Source organism: Embleya sp. NPDC005971 (genome assembly GCF_040629175.1).
GTDB lineage: Bacteria > Actinomycetota > Actinomycetes > Streptomycetales > Streptomycetaceae > Embleya.
In genome coordinates this window covers 91,734-113,139 of sequence record NZ_JBEXUX010000031.1, presented here as the reverse complement: position 1 = coordinate 113,139, position 21,406 = coordinate 91,734, and the positions used below count along the sequence as shown (strand labels likewise).

The window sequence follows — 21,406 nt, the reverse complement described above, 5'->3', positions numbered from 1 at the left end:
CCCGCCCCGACCGCGCGTCCGGGCCGGTTCGGCGGCGGCTCGGTGCTGCGCCGGCCCGGGGGCGTCGATCCGCCGCGTCCGGGCATGCCAAGGGGCGGGTCGGCTTCGCCCGGAGTGGACGAAGGCGGCCCGCCGGGGTGGGGCGGGAGCGGTCAGGCCGATTCCGGGGACACCGGGATTCGGCTGGTCATGCGCTCCATGCCGCTGATCCAGTTGTCGCGCAGCGCGGCGGTGGCGGCGGCCACGTCCCCGGCGCGCAGGTGTTCGGCGATCCGGCAGTGCTCCTCCGCCTCGCGTTCCAACAGCGTGTCCTCGCCCGCGATCAGGTGGGTGTAGCGCCGCATGCCCGCCTTCACGCTGGTCACCAGATCCAACAGTCGCTCGTTCGGACACCGGCCGAGCAGCAGGTCGTGCCACTCGTCGTCGTGCCACTCGATCTCCGACTGCTCCGCCACCGGATCCGGGAAGTCCCGGGCCAGGCGCAGCAACTCCGGTGCCATCTCCTGGAGTTCGGCTGGGTCGGAGAGTTCGAGCGCGAGCGATTCCAGGCCCGCGACGATCTCGCACAGGTCGCGGAACTCCTTGCTGCTGACCGGCGCGAACCGGAAGCCGCGTCCCTGATTGCTCTCCAGGACGCCCTCGCCGGCCAGGGTGATCAGGGCCTCGCGCAGGGGAGTGCGGCTCACCCCCAACTCGCCCGCGAGCACCACCTCGTTGATGTCCTTGCCTGCCGCGAAGTCACCCCGGTCGAGGCGCAGAAGCAACTCCTCGCGGATCTGCTCCCGCAGAGGTCGCCGCTGGATTCCCATGGGTCGGTTACTCCTCGTGTCGATCGACGTCGATAACTGGTGCTTGACATGTCACACCGTAGACACCTTGAATTATGAATACAGAATACATGAACGGGAGGTCGACGTGGGGTTGACGCGAGTACCCGGGCTGCTGTTCGGGGGTGACTACAACCCCGAGCAATGGCCCGAGGAGGTCTGGGTCGAGGACGCCAAGCTGATGGTCGAGGCCGGGGTGAACATGGCGACGGTCGCCGTCTTCTCCTGGTCACGGCTGGAACCCAGGCCCGGCGAGTACGACTTCGGCTGGTTGGACCGGGTACTCGACCTGCTGCACGAGCACGGCATCGCCGCCGACCTGGCCACCGCGACCGCCACCCCGCCGCCGTGGCTGGTCCGCGAGCACCCGGAGCTGTTGCCGGTCGACGCGAACGGCACCCGGCTCGAATTCGGCTCCCGGCAGGGCTACTGTCCCAGCTCGCCGATCTTCCGCGCGGCCACCGTGCGACTGGCCCGGGCGATGGCGGAGCGTTACGGCGAGCACCCGGCGCTGGCGATGTGGCATATCGGCAACGAGTACGCCGACCACACGCTGGAATGCTTCTGCGACGAGTCCGCCCGGCACTTCCGCCGCTGGCTGGCCGAGCGATACCGGGACATCGACGGCCTCAACGCCGCGTGGGGCACCTCGTGTTGGGGTCAGCACTACACCGACTTCGAACAGATCGCCCCGCCGCGCGCGGCGCCGGGCCCGATCAACCCGACCCAGGTGCTGGACTGGCGCCGGTTCTGCTCGGACGCGCTCCTGGAGTGCTTCGAGGCGGAGCAGCGCGTACTGCGCGAGGTCACCCCCGACATTCCGGTGACCACGAACTTCATGAGCATCCTGGCCGGCCTGGACTATTGGAAATGGGCCGAGGCCGAGGACTTCGTCAGCGACGACGCCTACCCCGACCCGGCCGACCCCACCTCGCACGTGGGCATCGCGCTCAGCTACGACCTGATGCGCTCGCTCAAGCGGCGCCCGTGGCTGCTGTTGGAGCAGGCCCCGAGCGCGGTGAGCTGGCGCGAGGTCAACGTGCCCAAGCCGCGGGGCAAGATGCGCCTGGACAGCCTCCAGGCACTCGCGCACGGCGCCGACGGGGTGATGTTCTTCCAGTGGCGCCAGGCCCACTACGGGCCGGAGAAGTTCCACTCCGCCCTGCTCCCGCACGGCGGCGTGCAGACCCGCGGCTGGCAGGACACGCTGCGTCTGGGCGGCGAACTGGCCAGGCTCGCCGAACTCGCCGGCACCACCAGCCGCGCGGACGTCGCCCTGCTGCTGGACTGGTCCTCCTGGTGGGGCCTGGAGGCGCCCGAGTCGATGCCGTCCAAGCGGCTGGAACTCAAGCGCCTGCTCACCGCCTGGTACACCCCGCTGCACGCCCTCGGAATCACCGTCGACCTGGCCCCGCCGGACCGTGACCTGTCCGACTACCGCCTGGTCATCGCGCCCAACCTGTACCTCTGCACGGACGAACAGGCGGCCCGACTGCGGGCGTTCGACGGCGAGCTGATCGTCGGCCCGTTCAGCGGCGTGGTCGACGCGGCCGACCGGATCCATCCCGGCGGGGCCCCCGGCCCCCTGCGCGAGCTGCTCGGGGTGAGCGTCGACGAGTTCTGGCCGCTCGCCGACGGCGACACCAGGCTCGTCCGGCACGCCGACGGCACCGCGGGCGGCGCGACCCGATGGGCCGAGTGGCTGCGTGTCGAGGCGGCCACACCGATCGCCACCTACGCGGACGGCGACCTGGCCGGGCAACCCGCGATCACCCGACACGGCCGCGCCACCTACGTCGGCTGCGACCTCGACGACGTCACGCCCGTACTGACCGAGGTACTCACCCGCGCGGGCGTCCGCCCCGTCGCGGACGTGCCCCCCGGGGTCGAGGCCACCCGCCGCAGCGGACCCGACGCCGACTACCTGTTCCTGCTCAATCACGGCACGACCACCGCGACTGTGACCCTGCGCGCCCCCGGCACGGACCTGCCGACCGGGCGCGACCTGCACGGCCCGATCGAGATCGGGCCCAGGGACGCCGTGGTGCTGCGCACCGCTCACGAGGGAGAGAAGTGACCCACCCCTACATACCCAATGCCGAGCCGGCCGTCCGGGCCGAGATGCTGGCCGCGATCGGGGTCGAGTCCATCGAGGACTTCTATGCCGCCATCCCCGCCGCGCTGCGCCTGAACCGGCCGCTCGACCTGCCCGCGCCGATGGCCTCGGAACACGAACTGGTCCGGCACATGCGCGGGTTGCTCGCACGCAACACCGACACCACCGAGGTGCTCAGCTTCCTCGGCGGCGGCTGCTACCCGCACCACGTGCCCGCCGTGTGCGACGAGGTCAACTCGCGCGGCGAGTTCCTCACCGCCTACGCCGGCGAGCCGTACGAGGACCACGGCCGATTCCAGGCGCTCTTCGAGTACGTCAGCATGATGGGCGAACTCCTGGAGATGGACGTCGTCAACGTCCCCACCTACGACGGCTTCCAGGCGACCGGCACCGCGCTGCGGATGGCCGCCCGCTACACCGGCCGATCCAAGGTGCTGGTCACCGCCGCGATCGGCGCGGACAAGCTGAGCAAGCTGCACGACTTCCTCGCGCCCGACGTCGAGATCGTCATGATCGCGATCACCGAGACCGGCGAGGCAGCCGAGTTCACCGTCGACGACACCGTCGCCGCGGTCTACCTGGAGAGCCCCAACCTCTACGGCGTGGTCGAGAGCCGGACCGCCGAGATCGCCGAACTCGCGCATGCCCAGGGCGCGTTGCTCGTGGTGAGCGCCGACCCGATCTCGCTCGGCGTACTCGCCCCGCCCGCCACCCTCGGCGCGGACATCGTCTGCGGCGACATCCAGTCGCTGGGCATGCACCAGAGCTACGGCGGCGGCCACGCCGGCTACATCGCCACCCGGGACGAACCGCGCCTGGTCGCCGAGTTCCCCTCGCGCCTGTTCGGCATCGCGCCGACCGCGGTACCCGGCGAATACGGCTTCGGCGACGTCTTCTACGACCGCACCTCCTTCGCACTGCGCGAGGAGGGCAAGGAATGGGTGGGCACCGCCGCCTCGCTGTGGGGCATCACGGCCGGCGTCTACCTCGCCCTGATGGGCCCCGAGGGCATGCGCGAACTCGGCGAGACGATCCTGGCCCGCACCCGCTACGCGATGGACGAACTGGCCGCCGTACCCGGGGTGTCGGTCAAGCACGCCCAGGCGGTGCACTTCCGCGAGTTCGCGATCGAGGTGGCCGATACCGACGCGCTGCTCACGGCGCTGCGCGAGCACGGCATCTACGCCGGCATCGCGCTGGACGCCACGACGCTGCTGGTCTGCGTGACCGAGCGGCACGGCAAGGACGACATCGACGCGCTGGTGCGAGCGGTACGAGAGGTGCAGGGCTGATGGGTGCCGTCGGAGAATCCTTCGCGAAATTGCCGATCGAGGCGAAGCCGCCGCTGCGCCGGTTCCACCAGGCGCGCTGGGACGAGCCGATCATCTTCGAGCTGTCCAGCCCCGGCCGGCGCGGCATCGGGGTGCCCGAGGCGGGCGTGCCCGCCGTGGAACTGCCCGCCGGCATCCGGCGCGAGACGCCGCCCGCGCTGCCGCAGATGTCCCAGTTGCACGTGCTCCGGCACTACATGCGACTCTCCCAGGAGACCATCGGCGTCGACCTGGGCATCGCCGTCGGCCAGGGCACCTGCACGATGAAGTACAGCCCCAAGATCAACGACCGGTTCGTCGCCGACGCCAAGATCGCCGAACTGCACCCGGCCCAGCCCGAGGACAGCGTGCAGGGCGTGCTCGCGATCTACTGGCACCTGGAGCAGATGCTCAAGGAGATCTCCGGCCTGAACCGGGTCTGCCTGCAACCGGGCTCCGGCTCGGCGGCGATCTACGCCAACATCGCGATGATCCGCGCCTACCACGCCTCGCGGGGCGAGGGCGAACAGCGCGACCAGGTGATCACCACGATGTTCTCGCACCCCTCGAACGCGGCCTGCGCCAAGGTCGCCGGGTACGAGGTGATCACCTTGATGCCCGACGCCGACGGCTACCCGGACATCGAGGCCCTGCGCGCCGCCGTGGGCCCGCGCACCGCCGCGCTGATGATCACCAACCCGGAGGACACCGGGATCTACAACCCCCGGATCGCCGAGTTCGTCGAACTCGTGCACGGGGCGGGCGGGTTGGCCTGCTACGACCAGGCCAACGCGAACGGCATCCTGGGCATCACCCGGGCCGCCGACGCCGGGTTCGACCTGTGCCACTTCAACCTGCACAAGACCTTCTCCACCCCGCACGCGTGCGGCGGCCCGGCGGCGGGCGCGTGCGGTGTCGCGGAGAAGCTGGTGCCGTTCATGCCCGGCCCGACCATCGAGTTCGACGGCGAACGCTACTTCCTGGACACCGACCGGCCGCAGTCGGTCGGCAAGATCCGGCCCTACCTCGGGGTCACCCCGAACGTGGTGCGCGCCTACGCGTGGATCATGGCGCTGGGCGCCGAGGGTCTGCGGCAGGTGGCCGAGACGGCGGTGCTGAACAACAACTACCTGATGCACAAGGTGTTGCAGATCCCCGGTGCCTCCGCGCCGTGGAACAAGGACCGGCTGGAGCAGGTCCGCTACTCGTGGCAGGCGCTCTACGAGGACACGGGCGTGCACTCGGAGGAGATCGGCGTGCGCGCGTCCGACTTCGGGGTGCACTACTGGACCAGCCACCACCCGTACCTGGTGCCCGAGCCGTTCACCCTGGAGCCGACCGAGTCGTACTCCAAGGAGGACCTCGACGAATACGCCGCGATCCTGGCGCACGTCGCGGACGAGGCGCGCAGCGAACCGGAGTTCGTCAAGGGCGCGCCGTACAACCAGACCGTGCACAAGATCGACCCGACCTGCCTGGACGACCCGGAGCAGTGGGCGACGACCTGGCGGGCGTACGTCCGCAAGCACCTGTCATGAGAGTCGGCCTGGTCGTCAACCCGGTGGCCGGCCTCGGCGGGGCGGCCGGGCTCAAGGGCAGCGACGGCGCCGACGTGCAGCGCGAGGCGCTGGCACGCGGGGCGATCGCCCGAGCCGGGGAGCGCGCGACCGCGGCCGTGCGCGCGCTCCTGGCCACCCGCCCGGACGCCACCGTGGTCACCGTGCCCGGCGCGATGGGCGAGCACGCCGTGCGCGCCGCCGGCGCGGTGCCCGAACTGGTGGCGTGCACACCGGGGGAGCCGTCCTCGTCCGCCGACACCCGGGCCTGCGTCCGGGCGTTGGCGGCGGTGGACCTGCTGCTGTTCGCGGGCGGCGACGGCACCGCCCGGGACGTGCTGGACGCCGCGCCCGGCATGCCGGTGCTCGGCATCCCGGCCGGGGTCAAGGTCTACTCCGGCTGCTTCGCGGTCGGCCCGGCGGCGGCCGGCCACGCCGCCGCCGAGTTCGCCGGGGACACCACCGAGGCCGAGGTGGTGGACCTGGACGAACAGGGCTACCGCGAGGGCCGGGTCGGCCCCCGCCTGTACGGCACGCTGACCGTGCCCGCGGTCCGGGTCCGGCTGTCCGGTCGCAAGACCGGCTCCTCGGGCGCCGCGCCGGAAAGCATCGAGGCCATCGCCCGCGAAGTGGTCGCCCGGATGCGCCCGGGTGTGCGCTACATCCTGGGACCGGGCACCACCACCCGTGCGGTCGGCCGCGCGCTGGGCGCCGAATCCACCCTGCTCGGCGTGGACGTGGTCGCCGACGGCGTGCCGATCGGGGTCGACCTGAGCGAGCGCGCGCTGCTCGACCTGGTGGAAGGGCACGAGACGGACGCCGTCGTGTCGGTGATCGGCGGCCAAGGCTTCGTGTTCGGCCGCGGCAACCAGCAGATCAGCCCGTCGGTGCTGGCCCGCGTGCACGGCCTGACCGTGCTCGCCACCCGCACCAAGCTGGCCGCGCTCGGCGGCCGGCCGCTGTTGGCGGACACCGGGGACCCGGCCACGGACGCCCGGTTGAGCGGTTTCGTCCGGGTGGTCACCGGCTACCGCGAGAGCGTCCCCTATCGAATTGTTCCTGCGAGTGAGGAGTGCTGCGGATGAACGGGATGACTGGATCCCTGCACGGCAAGGTCGCCATCGTCACCGGCGGCGGCTCGGGCATCGGCCGGGCCACCGCGCTGATGTTCGCCGCAGAGGGTGCGGACGTGGTGATCGCCGACATCGACGCGGCGGCGGCGACCCGCACCGCGCAGGAGATCACCGACCAGGGCTCCCGGGCGGTCGGGGTTAAGGCGGACGTCTCCGCCGAGGCCGACTGCGTGTCCGTGGTGTCCACGGCGGTGCAGACGTTCGGCGGGCTGCACGTGTTGTTCAACAACGCGGGCATCATCCGGCGCGCCGACGCGATCGGCACCTCGGTCGAGGAGTGGGACCGGGTGATGGCGGTCAACGTGCGCTCGGTCTTCCTGATGTGCAAGCACGCCGTCCCCGCGATGAGCGACGGTGGGTCCATCGTCAACACCGGCTCCGGCTGGGGTCTCAAGGGCGGCGGCAACGCGATCTCCTACTGCGCGTCCAAGGCCGCCGTGGTCAACATGACCCGGGCCCTGGCGATCGACCACGCGGCGGCCGGCATCCGGGTCAACTCGGTCAACCCCGGTGACACGGACACCCCGATGTTGCGCGAGGAGGCCCGGCAACTGGCCGAGGACTGGACGGCGTTCGCGGCCGACGCGGCGGACCGTCCGATGGGCCGCGCCGGCACGCCGGACGAGATCGCCCGCGCGGTGCTCTTCCTGGCCTCCGACGCGGCGAGCTACATCACCGGCACCGCCCTGGTCGTCGACGGCGGCGGCCTCGCCTAGTCATCCCGGCCCCGCTCCCGTCGTCGCCGTCGGCGACGGGCGCGGGCCCGGTCCCGGTACGTGCACGTCCCGCACCATTCCCCCCGGAGGCACATCGTGTCATTTTCCCGCGCAGCGAAGACCGTCGCCGTGCTGGCCGTCGGTGCCGCACTCGCCGCAACCACCGGTTGCGGCGGGAGCAGCGGCTCCGGCTCCGGCTCCGGCAAGACCACCGTCACCTGGTCGACCTGGGGCAACCCCGAGGAACTGGCCCGGTTCAAGGAGTTCGAGAAGGACTTCGGCAAGCGCCACCCCGACATCAAGCTGAAGCTCCAGGCGGTGCCGTCCTACAGCGACTACCACGCCAAGCTGCTCACCCAGCTCTCCTCCAAGACCGCGCCCGACGTGTTCTACGTCGGTGACGACTTCGCCGGCAAATTTGTTTCCGCCGGGGCGCTCGCGCCGCTCAACGAGAAGATGGCGGCCCCCGACAGCAAGGCCAAGCAGGAGGACTTCTTCGACGGGCTGTACGGCGGCGCGAAGAAGGACGGCAAGATCTACGGCATACCGAACGACGCCAACCCCGAGGTGCTCTGGTACGACAAGCAGACGCTCAAGGACGCCGGGATCACCGAGGACCCGGCCGCGCTGAACGCGCAGGGCAAGTGGACGATGGCCACCTTCCTGGAGATGAACCGCAAGCTCAAGGGCGCGGACAAGGCCGGTTCGGTCTTCTACAACTGGTACGGCTCGACCTACAGCATGATCAACGGCTTCGGCGGCAAGGTGTACGACGGCGGCAAGTTCGTCGGCAACACCGACCCCAAGTCGCGCGAGGCATTGAAGGCATTGGCGGACGGCTACCAGAACGGGACCTTCCTGGTCGCCGACATCCTGCCCGAGGGCAACGGCTCCGACGTGCAGTTCATCAAGCACAAGGTCGGCTTCGCCGCGGGCGGACGGTGGATGATCGACACGGTCAAGAAGGGGCAGCCGGACAACTACGACATCGTGCCGTTCCCGTCCCAGTCCGGCGTGTTGATGCCGCAGACGGTCGGCACCTCCTTCCTGGCACTGAACAAGGACGCCAAGAACGCGCAGGCGGCCTGGACCTTCATGTCCGAGTTCGTCTCCAAGGAGGGCCAGACCCTGCGCCTGAAGGGCGGCGGCAACGCGGTGCCCTCGGTCAAGGGCGCGGACAGCGTGGTGATGGAGGGCTACCCGGCGCACGCGCAGACCTTCGTCGACGCCCGGGACGGCGGCTTCGCCAACTACCCGGAAGAGGCCGGCGTGCCGGAACTGACGGCGAAGATCAACGAGTTGCTGCTGAAGTTGTGGACCGGCAAGGTCGGGTTCGACCAGGCGATGAACGACCTCGGCTCGCTCGTCTCCGGCAAACTGAGCTGACCGGGGGCCGCCGTGACCACGTCCACGCTCAGCCGCACCACCGACGCACGGCGCCCGGCCACCGACAAGCCCGACAGCCGCCGGACCCTTTTGGGCCGGCGGCGTCGGGAACGGTGGTGGGCCGCCCTCTTCCTCGGGCCGCAACTGGCCGCCCTGCTGGTCTTCACCCTGATACCGCTGGGCTTCGCCGTCGTGCTGGCCTTCATGAAGTGGGACGGCCTGGGTGAGAAGTCCTGGGTCGGCTTCGACAACTTCCAGACCCAGTTCTCCGACCCCACCTTCCGCGACGCGGTGCTCAACACGCTGACCCTGGGCCTGATCACGGTGCCGGTGGGGCTGGTACTCGCCCTGCTGATCGCGATGGCGCTCAACAACGTGCGCGGCAAGACCATCTACCGGGTGATCTACTTCCTGCCCGTGGTCACCAGTTCGGTCGCCGTCGCGGTGATCTGGCAGATGTTGCTGGCCAGCGGTGACCTGGGGATGCTCAACAACACCGTGCACGACTGGTTCGGCATCACCCTGCCGGACTGGCTCAACGACCCCGACTGGGTGATGGTCGCGATCGCGGCGGTGACCATCTGGTCCTCGCTGGGCCTGAACGTGGTGATCTTCCTGGCCGGCCTGCAGTCCATCCCGGCGCACCTGACCGAGGTGGCCCGGATCGACGGCGCGGGACCGTTGCGCATCTTCCGGCACGTCACGCTGCCGCTGCTGTCCCCGACCATCTTCTTCTCCTTCGTGGTCGCGGTGATCAGCTCGTTCCAAGCCTTCGACCAGATCTACGTGCTGGTCGACCCGGACCACAACGAGGGCGCCCGCACGATCGTCTACCAGGTCTACGACCTGGGCTTCAAGAAGTTCGAATTCGGCGCCAGCAGCGCCGCCGCCCTGCTCCTGACGCTGATGACGGTCGTGGTCACGGTCGCCCAGTTCGGCATGCAGAAGCGCTTCGTCCACTACGAGTCGTAAGAGAGGAGGGTCGTGATGGTCACTGCCATCCGCCGACGCGTCGGCACCGTCGCACTGCACACCCTGCTCATCGTGGGCGGGCTGCTGATGACGTTCCCGTTCGTGTGGATGCTGCTCACCGCGTTCAAGGGCGAGGGGCAGATGATCCAGGATCCGCTGGCCTGGCTGCCGGACCCCTGGCGCGCGAGCAACTTCCCCGACGCCCTGGACGCGATGCCGTTCGGCCGCGCCTACTGGAACAGTTTCTACATCGCCGCGATCACGGTCGTGGCCACCCTGCTCACCGCCTCGATGGCGGCCTATGCCTTCACCCGGATCGAATTCCCGTTCTCCCGCTCGCTGTTCGTGGTCTTCCTGCTCACCCAGATGGTGCCCACCCAGGTCACCCTGGTGCCGCTCTACGTGATGTTGTCGCACTTCGGCTGGATCGACACCCACCTGGCGCTGATCCTGCCCGCCATCGCGAACCCGTTCGCGGTCTTCATGATGCGCCAGTTCATCCGGGCGGTGCCGATCGAACTGGAGGAGGCCGCCCGGCTGGACGGCGCGAACCGGTGGACGATCTTCACCCGGATCGTGCTGCCCAACATCAAGCCCGGCATGGCCGCGCTCGGCATCATCGTCTTCCTGGGCAGCTGGAACAGCTTCATCTACCCGTTGATCTTCCTCAACTCCGAGGAAAACTTCACCGTTCCGATGTTGCTCGCCTCGTTCAAGGGCCAGCACGGCGGACTGGACTACGGCATGCTCCTCGCCGCTTCGACGATCTCCGTGGTGCCGATGCTGATCGCCTTCATGATCGGGCAGCGGAAGATCATCAACAGCATGGCGGCATCCGGCATGGGAGGCCGCTGAGATGACGGCGCACGACCGCGACCTGCTCGACCGGGTCGCGCCGGACCTGCGTGAACGCCCCTTCACCGACCGCGGTTCGCGGCTGCTGGTGTTGGCGCAGGAGGACGGCGACCTGTGGATCGCCCGGTCCGAGTACGAGACCCGACTCACCGACACGACCGTGCTCACCGGGCTGCGCATCGAGTCGGCGGGCGGCGACCCGCTGCCGATCCGCTCCGCGCACCCGGACCGGATCTCCTTCGCGGGCGGTGTGCACCTGGCCTTCGCCGATCCGGACACGCTCGTCTTGATCGGTACCGGTGCCCGGGCGCGCTGGCGGACGGCGGACGGCGCCGCGCACGAGGCGGCGATCGAGGGCTGCCGGGTGCTGGTGGGCCGGGACGCGCGAATCGAGGGGCCCGCCGTCCTGGCCGCGGCCGGCGCGCGCTGGAACGCCTGGTTCGAGCGCATGCCGGCGGTCCGCGCGGACCTGCGGGAGCGCGCCGCGATGGCGTGGTGGACGCTCGGGGTGAACCTGCTGCCGATCCGCTTCGCGGGCGGCCGGGAGGGCCTGGTCCCGTCCCGGTTCGGCTACGTCGGCGTGTGGAACTGGGACTCCTACTTCCACGCCATCGCGCTGCGGCACGGCGACCCCGAACTGGCCCGGGACCAGATCCGGATCCTGCTCGCCCACCAGCGCGCCGACGGGCTGATCCCCGACGTCGTGCACGACGAGGGCGTGCTGGCCGAGACCAACGACCTGCCGCGCTCGGACCGGGCCCGGCTGGCCGAGCACGTCGGCCAGGCCCTGGGCGAGGACGCGGCACCCGCCGCCGCGGCCGGCGACGCGGTTCCGGTGACCAAGCCGCCGCTGACCGCGTGGGCGGTCTGGAAGATCCACCGGGCGGCCCCCGACCTCGCCTTCCTGGCCGAGGTCTACGAGCCGATCGCCCGCTCCCAGGAATGGTGGCTGACCCACTCCGACCCGGACGGCGACGGCCTGGCCGAATACCTGCACCCGTACTCCAGCGGCCTGGACGACAGCCCGGTCTGGGACTACGGCCCGCGCGCCGAGCCGCCGGACCTGAACGCCTATCTGGCGCTCCAGTTCGACGTGTTGGGCGACATCGCCCAGGAACTGGGCCGAACCGAGGAGGCCGCGACCTGGCGCGAGCGGGCCGCGGCGCACACCGAACTCCTGGTGTCCCGGCGGTGGGACGGCAAACGTTTCACCACCGTCTCGGCGGGCCGCACGGTCCCGGTCCGCACCCCGCTGGAACTGCTGCCACTGCTCACCGGACGGTTGCCGCGCGAGATCGCCGACCGACTGGTCGAGGACCTGCGCTCGCCGAGCTTCTGGGGCGAACGCCCGGTGCCGACCGTGGCGTTCGACGACCCGAACTTCGATCCCGAGGCGATGTGGCGCGGGCCGGTCTGGCTCAACGTCAACTACCTGTTGATCGAGGGCCTGCGCCGCTCCGGATACCCGGACGTGGCCGACGAGTTGACCGAACGCACGGTGCGGATGGTGGCCGAGGGCGGCGGGTTGTACGAGTACTGGAACCCGCTCACCGGCGGCCGGGCCGGGCGGGCGACCACCGGATTCGGCTGGTCCAGCGCGCTGTTCGTGGACCTGGCCCGGAGCTGAGCACACCGCCCGCCGTCGCCGCATCCGGCGACGGCGGGCCGGACGCGCGGTTCAGCGGGCGTCGAGCACGTCGGCCAGGTCGTAGCGGGCCGGTTCGGCGAGTTGTTCATACGTGCACTGGGCCGGATCCTTGTCGGTGCGCCACCGGCGGAACCGGGTCGTGTGCCGGAACCGGTCGCCCTGGACGTGGTCGTAGGCCACCTCGCACACCGATTCCGGCCGCAACGGCACCCAGTCCGACAGCCGACCGCCCGACCAGCGGGTCACCGCGCCGGGCAGCCGATCCGCCTCGTGCGCCTCGGCCTCGGCCCAGTGCGCCCACGGATGCCCGGCCGGATCCGCCATCCGGTACGGCGCCAACTCCTCGACCAACTCGGCCCGCCGGGCCGCGGTGAACGCCGCACTGACACCCACGTGTTGCAGCCGACCACGGTCGTCGTACAGACCGAGCAACAGCGAACCCACCACCGGGCCCGACTTGTGCTCGCGATAGCCCGCCACCACGCAGTCCGCGGTGCGCTCGTGCTTGACCTTGACCATCGCCCGTACATCCGGCAGATACGGCCCGGCCGGGTCCTTGGCCACGATGCCGTCCAGGCCCGCGCCCTCGAACCGGTCGAACCAATCCTGCGCCACGCCCCGATCGGTGGTGGCGGGCGCCAGGTGGATCGGCGCCGACACCTCGGCCAGCGCCCGCTCCAGCGCGGCGCGCCGCTCGGTCAGCGGACGCGACAGATACGCCCGGTCGCCCAGCGCCAGCAGGTCGAACGCCACGAACGACGCCGGGGTGGTCTCGGCCAGCAACCGCACCCGCGAGGCCGCCGGGTGGATCCGGTCCTGGAGCCGATCGAAGTCGAGCCGTCCCTCCCGGGCGATGACCAGCTCGCCGTCCAGTACGCAGCGTGACGGAAGCAGCCGCAACACCGCGTCCACCACATCCGGAAAGTAACGATCCAGCGGCTTGGTGTTACGGCTGCCGATCAGCACCTCGTCGCCGTCCCGGAAGACGATCGCCCGAAACCCGTCCCACTTGGCCTCGTAGTGCAGGCCGGCGGGAATCCGCGCGGCGGCCTTGGCGAGCATCGGCTTGACCGGGGGCATCACGGGAAGGCGCATGCGGCTCAGTGTGCTCGGGCGCCGCACCGGTCGCCTCCGCAGCGGCCGAACGGCGGCACGCCATCGGGACGAAGCGGGGCAAATCTGCCTACCCTGAGGAATGAGCGCTGCCGAGGAATTCGAGGTCGACGGCAGGTCCGTCCGGGTGAGCAACGTCGACAAGATCTACTACCCGGAACGCGGCTTCACCAAGGGTGACGTGGTCCGCTACCTGATCTCGGTCGGCGGTGGCCTGCTGCGCGGTTTGCGGGATCGACCCACCACCCTGCAACGCTTCCCCGAGGGTGTGGACGGCGAGTCGTTCTTCCAAAAGCGGGTGCCCAAATACCTGCCGGACTGGATCCCCACCGCCCGGATCACCTTCCCCAGCGGTCGGCACGCCGACGAGATGGCCCCCGACAGCGTGGCCGCACTGGTCTGGGCGGGCAACCTCGGCTGCCTGACCTTCCACCCCTGGCCGGTCCGACGCAACGCCACCGAACACCCCGACGAACTGCGCATCGACCTCGACCCGCAACCGGGCACCGACTTCGCCGACGCGGTCCGCGCCGCACACGCGATGCGCGAGGTACTGGCCGACTACCGGCTGACCGCCTGGCCGAAGACCTCCGGCGGCCGCGGCCTGCACCTCTACGTGCCGGTCCGGCCCGAGTGGGAGTTCACCGGGGTGCGCCGCGCGGTGATCGCGCTGGGCCGCGAACTGGAGGCGCGGATGCCCGATCGGGTGACCACCGCCTGGTGGAAGGAGGAGCGCGGCGAACGCATCTTCGTCGACTACAACCAGATGGCCCGGGACCGCACCATCGCCGCCGCCTACTCGCCGCGGCCCACCGCCCGGGCGACCGTATCGGCCCCGCTGACCTGGGACGAGGTCGACGACGCGCACCCCGACGACTTCGACCTCGCGAGCATGCCCGAGCGCTACGCCCGGCTCGGCGACGTGCACGCGGACATGTCGGAGCACGCCTTCGACCTGCGCCCGGCGCTCGAACTGGCCGAGCGGCAGGCCCGCGACCACGGCGCGGGCGACCTGCCCTATCCGCCGGATCACCCCAAGATGCCCGGCGAACCACCCCGGGTCCAACCCAGCCGGGCCCGCGAACACTGAAGGCGAAATCCACGAAAACCGAATGCGAAATCGGGATCCGAGACAGGAAAGAGTCCCTCATGTGTCTGTCGTTTCGTGCGCCGCTGTCCGTGCACAACCCCGTGTCGATCCACCATCCCTTCTCGACCCGCGCCCGGCTGTCCGTGCGCAAGGACGTGGGTCTGCTCGCGCTGCGCCTGGGCACCGGCGGCGTGTTGTTCGCACACGGCGCGCAGAAGTTGTTCGGCTGGTTCGGCGGCCACGGCCTGGCCGGTACCGGCTCGGCGATGGAACACATGGGCTTTCGGCCCGGTCGGCAGAGTGCGATCGCGGCCGGTCTCGGCGAGGCGGGCGGCGGGGTGCTCCTCGCGCTCGGCCTGGCCACTCCCGCGGCGGGCGCGGCGGCGGCCGGCGCGATGGCGGGTGCGGTCGCGGTACACGCGCCGGCCGGCTTCTTCGCGCAATCGGGCGGCTTCGAGTATCCGGCGTTCCTCGGCTTCGTCGCGGCCGGGCTCGGTCTCGCCGGCCCCGGGCGGTTCTCGGTGGACCACCTGACCTGCCACGTGCTGGACCGCCCGTGGGTGGTCGGCATCGCGTTCACCGGCAGCGCGGCCGCGGCCGCCGCGGTGATCGGCCGCCGCCGGGCCGCCGCCCAGGACGAGACGGACACACCGGCCGAGTAGGGCTCAGCGGCCGGCGCCGGCCCAGGCGAGCAGGCGCTCGACGGGCCACGTGGTGATCACCCGGTCCGCCGGCACCTCGCATGCGGTGGCCCGGGCGCAACCGTGGCCCTGCCAGTCGAGTTGGCCGGGCGCGTGTGCGTCGGTGTCGATCGAGAAGCAGACCCCGGCGGCCAGCGCCCGGCGCAGCAGCCGGGACGGTGGATCCCGGCGCTCGGGGCGGCAGTTGATCTCCACGGCGGTGTGCGACTCGGCACATGCGGCGAACACCGCGTCGGCGTCGAACGTGGACTCCGGGCGCTGCTTGCCCCCGATCAGTCGACCGGTGCAGTGGCCCAGCACGTTGACCCGCGGATTGCGCACCGCGGTCAACAGACGGCGGGTCATCGCCGGCTCCTCCATCCGCAGCTTGGAGTGCACCGAGGCGACCACCACGTCCAGGCGGGCGAGCAGATCCGGGTCCTGGTCCAGCGAGCCGTCGTCGAGGATGTCGCATTCGATGCCGGTCAACAGTCGGAACGGGGCCAGTTCGGCGGCGAGTTCGGCCACCACGCGCAACTGCGCGCGCAGCCGCTCGGCGGTCAGACCGCGAGCCACGGTCAACCGCGGCGAATGGTCGGTCAGGACGACCCACTCGTGCCCCAGGTCCCGTGCGGTGCGGGCCATCACGTCGATCGGGCTGCCGCCGTCGGACCAGTCGGAATGCATGTGGCAGTCGCCGCGCTGCGCGGCCAGCAGCGCCGCGCCGTCGGTGGGTACCGGCGAGGGGCGGGATTCCAGGTCGGCGAGGTAACCCGGCAGCCGGCCGGCCTGGGCCTGCTCGATGACGTCCGCCGTCTTGGGGCCGATGCCCTTCAGCCCGCCGAGCGTGCGCTGCTCGACCCGGCGGCGCAACTCGTCGGGCGTCAGTCCGGCCACCACCGCGGCCGCGGTCCGGAACGCCTTGACCCGGTACGTCGGCGCCTGGTCGCGTTCGAGCAGGAACGCGATGCGATCCAGTGCGGTCACGGGGTCGGGGGCGGGGCCGGGCGGGGAGGCGGGCGAGGGTCGGGGAGCCATGGGGGGACTGTGGCCGCGCCGGGCGAGGGTAAACCGCGCGAGTGGGCCGATCGGCGTTCATCCGCGGGAGTCGGCGCGGGAGCCGGTGCGCGAGTTCCCGTGGGAGTTGCGGTGCGGAACACGAGCCGGCGTCGACCGGGTGCGTGTCCCGGGTGCGGGTGAATTCGGGATGCGGGTGAATACGGCTAGCGACCGGGTTCCTCGTCCTTCATGCCCTTGCGGATCTCCTCGCGCAGTTCGGGCGAGTCGGTGTGCCCGTGCACGGTCTGGGCATGCTGGGTGGCGGCCACGAGGACTTCGTCCTCGGAGCCGGCGATGGTGAGCGTGCACCCGGACTCACTGGGCATGTCCCGGCAATCGACGATCTTGCGCATGACGTCCTCCCGGACTGGGCTCTCGTCCCCGAGGGGCACGGTCCCGGGCACGACGGCGCGAGACCATGGTCATAGTTTAGTCCGTTTTGTGGCTATTTTCGGGCTCGAGTGAGTGGCCCGGCCCCGCCGCTGCGACCCGTGATGACGCGGGTCGCAGCGGTGACCGGGCCGCCGGCCGGTGCTAGCCGTTGGCGAACTCGTGCACGCCCCACCAGCCGGTTTCGTCGCGGTAGATGCCGATGCCCGCCTCGGTGTGGGTCGGGTCGGTCTGGTTGCGGTAGTGGCCCGGGCTGTGTCGCCACATGTCCTGGAACTTCTCGGCCGCCTGCCGGGCGGTCATGGCCGGGTCGCCCCACCACACGATGTTCTCGGCCACGCCGGTGCGGGCGCCGGTGACCAGGACGTCCGCCTCGGGGCCGGAGTGGGCGAAGCCGGTACGACGCATGTGTTCGGCCCACTTGCGGGCGAAGTCGCTCAGGTCGGTGCTCGCCCGGAGCGGCCGGAGGCCGACCTTCGCGCGTTCGGCGTTGAGCAGTTCCAGGGACATCGCCTCGGCGTCGGCACTCGACTGGGACGCGGGCCGGTTGCCGCGCACGGTGGGGTTGGCCCCGGGCGGCCCGTCCGCCGCCGAGGCAGTGGTGGGTCGGGTGCTCCTGGTCGCCGGGGCGGCCTTGCCGTTCGTCCCGACGCGGCTGGGGCTGCCGGTCGGGGTCGGCGTGCGCGTCGCGGGCGCGGTGCCGGTGCTCGGGCCGGTGCTGCCGGCCGGCTGCCCGGGGGCGGGCGAGGTGGGCGCCGCCGACGTGGGGGCCGTGGCCGCGGTGTCGGTCGGAGCCGCCGGCCGGGCCGCGCCGTCGTGCCGCTCGGCGGGCGAGCCGCAGCCGGCCAGCACGAACGCGGCCAGCGTCGCGGCGAGGGTGGTGGACACGGCCCGGTGGTGTCGGTACAGCCGGTGGTGTCGGTACTGCACGATGCGCAACTCCTCGAAAGGTACGGCTACTCGCCCGGCACGAACGCCGGGGACACCTGGGAGAGCCGCGGGGCGCGGGTGGATAACACAAATACCGAATCGAGTTCCGGGCGGGCGGGGCGGGTCAGGCCGGTGTCGCGAAGATCTGGGTCCACCAGGTCGTGCCGCCCGGGCCGACCGCGGCGCCGACGCCGATGTCGGTGAAGCCGCAATCGAGGATGTTGCCCCGGTGGATCGGACTGGCCAGCCACTGTGCGACCACCGACGCGGCGTCCGACCGACCCCGATCGAGGTTCTCGCCCCACTGCCGCCACCGGTAGCCGGCGGCGGTGATCCGGGCGTCGGGGCGCACCCCGTCCGGGGTCACGTGGTCGTAGAACCGGCGGGCGAGCATGTCGTCGGAGTGTTTGCGGGCGGCGCCGCGCAGCCGGTCGTCCACCCGGACCGGAGCACAACCGTGCTCGGCGCGGGCCGCGTTGACCAGGTCGACCACGGCACGTTCGAGCCGGGGCCGAGGGTCGGTGGAGGCGGAGGCGGTCGTGCGGGTGCCGACGGGCTCGGTCGTGGGTGTGGGCGTGGCCGGCCGCGTGGCGCTCGGCGCGGTGGCGGGCCGCGGGTCGGTGGTGGGCGCGGTGGTGGGCGTCGGAGCGGCGTCGGCGCCCGGCGGGTGGGCGGCGGGCGTGCTTCGGGTCGGCGGGGCGTGGTGGGGGCGGTCGACGATGACGACAGCGGCAAGGACGAGCAGGCCGATTGCCGCGGCGCCGAGCGCGAGCCCGCGCGGGCGGCGACTCGGGCGCGGCGCGGCGTGGCCCGGCGGGGCCGCGTGCGTCCCGGGCGACGGGGCGGCCGGGCCGGTGGCGCCGGGCGGGCCGGGATGGGTGGGTGGACCTGCCTGGGTGAGCGCGCTCGGGTCGGTGGGTGGGCTCGCGTGGGCTGGCGGGCCCGGGGCGGCGAGGGGGGCCGTCGCGCCGGTCGCCGACCATGGGCCCCGGGCGAGCAGGTGCAGCAGGACGGCGGTGGGCGGCAGCAGGGCCAGGCCCGCGAGCAGGCCCTCGACCGGGGCCAGGTCGTACCGGTGCGCGCCGCACGCGCCACACCCGCGGGCGTGGCGGGCGATGCGTTTGCGCCACAGCGGCGTCGGCTGCCCGTCCCAGGCCGCGAGCAGCGCGCCGGCCTGCGCACAGCGCGGGTCGGCGGCGAGGGCGCGGACCACCACCCGGGCCGCCTCCAACTGCTCCTTCATGCGCTGGACCCGGACCGCCACGTGGGTCGCGGGCAGGTCCAGGGCCGCGGCGAGTTCGGCCCGGGTCAGGGTGCCCGCCGCCTCCAGCCACCACAGGGCGAGCAGTTCGCGGGTGTCCGGGTCCAGCCAGCGGGTCGCCTCCGCGACGTCGCGGCGCTGTCCGGACAGGCCCAGTCGCAGGATGGTCAGGTCGGCGAAGTCGGCTGCCGGGTCCGGGTATTCGGCGATCTCGTCGAGCGGGGTCGTGGTCGCCCGGCGGGCGTGCCGACGGCGCACCTGATTGACCGCGATGGCCACCAACCAGGACCGGAAGCGCTCCGGATCGCGCAGGTCGCCGAGGCCGGACACCGCGCACAGCATGGTCTCCTGCACCACGTCGTCGACGTCCGCGTGCCCGTTCAGCGCCCGGCCGACGATGTTGTAGACCAGCGGCAACCAGTCGGCCACGAGTCGGTCCCGGGCACGCAGATCACCACCCTGGGCCGCGACGACCAGGGCGGTGTTGGGCTCGTTGTCCACGTACGTCCACTCTCCTCGACCGGCGTGCCGGGCCCACTCCCGGGCATCCGCCACTCGGGAGAGCGTCCGGGGCGGCGCGGATAACGGAAATCGCCGAACGAGTTCCGAACGTACCGACCCGGCGCCGCCGGCCGTCGCTCAGTTCGGCCGGGTCGCCAGCAGCTTCTCGACCCGGGAGCGCACCTCGGGGGTGTCCAGCCCACGAATGGTCACCGTGGTCCGGCGGCGCAGCACGTCGTCCACCGTCATCGCCCACTCGTGGTCGCGCGCGTAGGCCACCTGGGCCCAGATGTCCGGCCCGTCCGGGTGGATGCGCTCGCCGAGTTCGCGGTCGCCCCGCACCAGCGCGGCCAGGTCGTAGGCGAGGTTGCCGTAGTGCGACGCCAGGTGGCGGGCCACCACCGGGTCCACGCCGTCCTCGGGGGTGGCCTCGCCGAGCAGCCGGTGGGCCACCGCCTCGGGGTTCGCCGAGCCCGGCAGTGCCACCCGGCGCAGCGGGGTCGCCATGTCCTGCTCCAGGGCCACGACGCCGGCCTTGGCCAGCTTGTCCAGCACGGTCCGGCCGATGTGCCGGTAGGTGGTCCACTTGCCGCCCGCCACCGACAACATGCCGCCGCGCCCCTCGGTGACCACGGTCTCGCGCTTGGCCTCGCTCGTGGCGCCCGCGCCGCCGGGCAGGACCCGCAGGCCCGCGAACGCGTAGGTGATGTCCTCGCGGCGCAACTGGGCCGGGTCCACCGCGCTGCCCGCCTCGTCCAGGATCTGGGCGATGTCGGCCTCGGTGGGGGAGACCTTGCCCGGGTCGCCCTCGTAGGCCTCGTCGGTGGTGCCGAGCAGCAGGTGCTCCTCCCACGGAATCGCGAAGGACACCCGGTACTTGTCGATCGGGATGGTCAACGCGGCCCGCCACGGCTGCTGTTGACGCAGCACCAGGTGCACACCCTTGGACAGCCGGATGCTCGGCTCGGCGGTCGGGTCCTCCATCCGGCGCAGGTGGTCCACCCACGGGCCGGTCGCGTTCAGCACGACCCGCGCGTGCACGCCGAACTCGGTGCCGTCGAGCCGGTCGCGCAGTTCGGCGCCGGTGACCCGGCCGCCGGGGTCCTTGCGCAGGCCGACCACCTCGGCGTGATTGAGCACCACCGCGCCGGCCTCGACCGCGGCCCGCACGGTGGTCACCGCGACGCGGCTGTCGTTCATCTGGTGGTCGCCGTACACCGCGGCGCGGCGCAGGCCCTCCTTGCGCAGGGCCGGGACGAGTTCGAGCGCGTTCTCGGGGCCGATCACCTTGCCCATGCCGTCGCCGAACGCGGACAGCGCCGAGTACAGGAACACGCCGGCGCCGAGCTTGGCCGAGCCGTGCGGGCCGTCCTTGTAGACCGGCACCAGGAAGGACAACGGTCGCACCAGGTGCGGGGCCACGTCGCGGGCCAGCGTGCGGCGTTCGCGGTGGTTCTCCGCGACCAGCTTGAGGTTGCCGGTCTGTAGGTAGCGCAGGCCGCCGTGGACGAGCTTGGAGGACGCGGACGAGGTGGCGCCGGCGAAGTCGCCCGCGTCGACCATGGCCACCCGCAACCCGGTCTGGGCCGCGGTCCAGGCCACCGCCGTGCCGAGGATGCCGCCACCGATGACGAGCAGGTCGTGGGTGCCGCGCGAGAGTTCGGCGCGGCTGTGGGCACGAGCGGGAACGGTCGGATCCGTGGCGGTGCTCATCACGCGTCTTCTTTCCACTGGGCCGGGCCGCGAAGCGGTGGGACGGAGTCCCGATCCGAATCTACGTGGTCGGCATTGTCGAACGACGAACGACAGTTTTCATTGCCGGTCGGGCAGTGGTCAAGTGCCCCGGTCCGCGCCGGACGGCGA

General features: G+C 71.6%; 18 protein-coding genes. 11 read left to right on the top strand and 7 right to left on the bottom strand.

Going from position 1 to position 21,406, the window contains the following annotated elements; translation table 11 throughout:
- Positions 1-152 precede the first annotated feature (152 nt).
- Complete coding sequence (locus ABZ374_RS26150) at positions 153-809, bottom strand: GntR family transcriptional regulator (RefSeq protein WP_360315097.1); 657 nt, start codon at positions 807-809, stop codon at positions 153-155.
- Positions 810-915: 106 nt separating this feature from the next.
- On the opposite strand from ABZ374_RS26150, the gene ABZ374_RS26145 reads away from it, so the two are divergent.
- The 9 genes from ABZ374_RS26145 to ABZ374_RS26105 all read left to right on the top strand — a co-directional run bounded on the left by ABZ374_RS26145 (position 916) and on the right by ABZ374_RS26105 (position 12,498).
- Positions 916-2,904 (top strand): beta-galactosidase, encoded by a 1,989-nt coding sequence (locus ABZ374_RS26145; RefSeq protein WP_360315095.1) that lies wholly within the window; start codon positions 916-918, stop codon positions 2,902-2,904.
- Complete coding sequence (gene gcvPA, locus ABZ374_RS26140) at positions 2,901-4,235, top strand: aminomethyl-transferring glycine dehydrogenase subunit GcvPA (protein WP_360315093.1); 1,335 nt, start codon at positions 2,901-2,903, stop codon at positions 4,233-4,235. Before ABZ374_RS26145 ends, gcvPA begins: the two co-directional genes overlap by 4 nt.
- Positions 4,235-5,791, top strand: coding sequence for an aminomethyl-transferring glycine dehydrogenase subunit GcvPB (gene gcvPB / locus ABZ374_RS26135; RefSeq protein ID WP_360315091.1), 1,557 nt, complete (start codon positions 4,235-4,237; stop codon positions 5,789-5,791). The genes gcvPA and gcvPB overlap by 1 nt, the downstream gene beginning before the upstream one ends.
- Positions 5,788-6,894, top strand: coding sequence for an NAD(+)/NADH kinase (locus ABZ374_RS26130; protein WP_360315089.1), 1,107 nt, complete (start codon positions 5,788-5,790; stop codon positions 6,892-6,894). The genes gcvPB and ABZ374_RS26130 overlap by 4 nt, the downstream gene beginning before the upstream one ends.
- Positions 6,891-7,658 carry an SDR family NAD(P)-dependent oxidoreductase gene (locus ABZ374_RS26125; RefSeq protein WP_360315087.1) on the top strand — a complete coding sequence of 256 codons (768 nt, stop codon included), beginning with the start codon at positions 6,891-6,893 and terminating at the stop codon, positions 7,656-7,658. The genes ABZ374_RS26130 and ABZ374_RS26125 overlap by 4 nt, the downstream gene beginning before the upstream one ends.
- A 96-nt stretch (positions 7,659-7,754) precedes the next feature.
- Positions 7,755-9,044, top strand: a complete 1,290-nt coding sequence (locus ABZ374_RS26120; protein ID WP_360315085.1) for a sugar ABC transporter substrate-binding protein — start codon at positions 7,755-7,757, stop codon at positions 9,042-9,044.
- A gap of 12 nt (positions 9,045-9,056) precedes the next feature.
- Entirely contained in the window at positions 9,057-10,016 is a 960-nt protein-coding gene (locus ABZ374_RS26115; RefSeq protein WP_360315083.1) for a sugar ABC transporter permease, read from the top strand.
- Between the two features lie 15 nt (positions 10,017-10,031).
- The gene (locus ABZ374_RS26110; protein ID WP_360315081.1) at positions 10,032-10,871 is read left to right on the top strand and encodes a carbohydrate ABC transporter permease; all 840 of its coding nucleotides are present in this window, start codon (positions 10,032-10,034) and stop codon (positions 10,869-10,871) included.
- 1 nt (position 10,872) lies between these two features.
- Positions 10,873-12,498: a trehalase family glycosidase gene (locus tag ABZ374_RS26105; protein WP_360315079.1), complete on the top strand. Its 1,626-nt coding sequence runs from the start codon at positions 10,873-10,875 to the stop codon at positions 12,496-12,498.
- A gap of 51 nt (positions 12,499-12,549) precedes the next feature.
- Here ABZ374_RS26105 and ABZ374_RS26100 read toward each other — a convergent pair whose 3' ends face one another.
- Positions 12,550-13,614 (bottom strand): ATP-dependent DNA ligase, encoded by a 1,065-nt coding sequence (locus tag ABZ374_RS26100; protein WP_360315077.1) that lies wholly within the window; start codon positions 13,612-13,614, stop codon positions 12,550-12,552.
- A 100-nt stretch (positions 13,615-13,714) separates the two neighbouring features.
- Here ABZ374_RS26100 and ligD point away from each other — a divergent pair, with 100 nt between their 5' ends.
- Both ligD and ABZ374_RS26090 read left to right on the top strand, forming a co-directional pair.
- The gene (ligD, locus tag ABZ374_RS26095; protein WP_360315075.1) at positions 13,715-14,722 is read left to right on the top strand and encodes a non-homologous end-joining DNA ligase; all 1,008 of its coding nucleotides are present in this window, start codon (positions 13,715-13,717) and stop codon (positions 14,720-14,722) included.
- A gap of 59 nt (positions 14,723-14,781) precedes the next feature.
- The gene (locus ABZ374_RS26090) at positions 14,782-15,384 is read left to right on the top strand and encodes a DoxX family protein (RefSeq protein WP_360315073.1); all 603 of its coding nucleotides are present in this window, start codon (positions 14,782-14,784) and stop codon (positions 15,382-15,384) included.
- A 3-nt stretch (positions 15,385-15,387) separates the two neighbouring features.
- Here ABZ374_RS26090 and ABZ374_RS26085 read toward each other — a convergent pair whose 3' ends face one another.
- The 5 genes from ABZ374_RS26085 to ABZ374_RS26065 form a co-directional block, all read right to left on the bottom strand.
- Positions 15,388-16,440, bottom strand: a complete 1,053-nt coding sequence (locus tag ABZ374_RS26085; protein WP_360315071.1) for a PHP domain-containing protein — start codon at positions 16,438-16,440, stop codon at positions 15,388-15,390.
- 185 nt (positions 16,441-16,625) lie between these two features.
- On the bottom strand, positions 16,626-16,814 hold the full coding sequence (locus ABZ374_RS26080) for a DUF1059 domain-containing protein (RefSeq protein ID WP_360315069.1): 189 nt from the start codon (positions 16,812-16,814) through the stop codon (positions 16,626-16,628).
- A 181-nt stretch (positions 16,815-16,995) separates the two neighbouring features.
- Complete coding sequence (locus ABZ374_RS26075; RefSeq protein ID WP_360315067.1) at positions 16,996-17,781, bottom strand: CAP domain-containing protein; 786 nt, start codon at positions 17,779-17,781, stop codon at positions 16,996-16,998.
- 124 nt (positions 17,782-17,905) lie between these two features.
- Positions 17,906-19,543 (bottom strand): sigma-70 family RNA polymerase sigma factor, encoded by a 1,638-nt coding sequence (locus tag ABZ374_RS26070; RefSeq protein ID WP_360315065.1) that lies wholly within the window; start codon positions 19,541-19,543, stop codon positions 17,906-17,908.
- 138 nt (positions 19,544-19,681) lie between these two features.
- Positions 19,682-21,256 carry a glycerol-3-phosphate dehydrogenase/oxidase gene (locus ABZ374_RS26065; protein ID WP_360315063.1) on the bottom strand — a complete coding sequence of 525 codons (1,575 nt, stop codon included), beginning with the start codon at positions 21,254-21,256 and terminating at the stop codon, positions 19,682-19,684.
- Positions 21,257-21,406 lie beyond the last annotated feature (150 nt).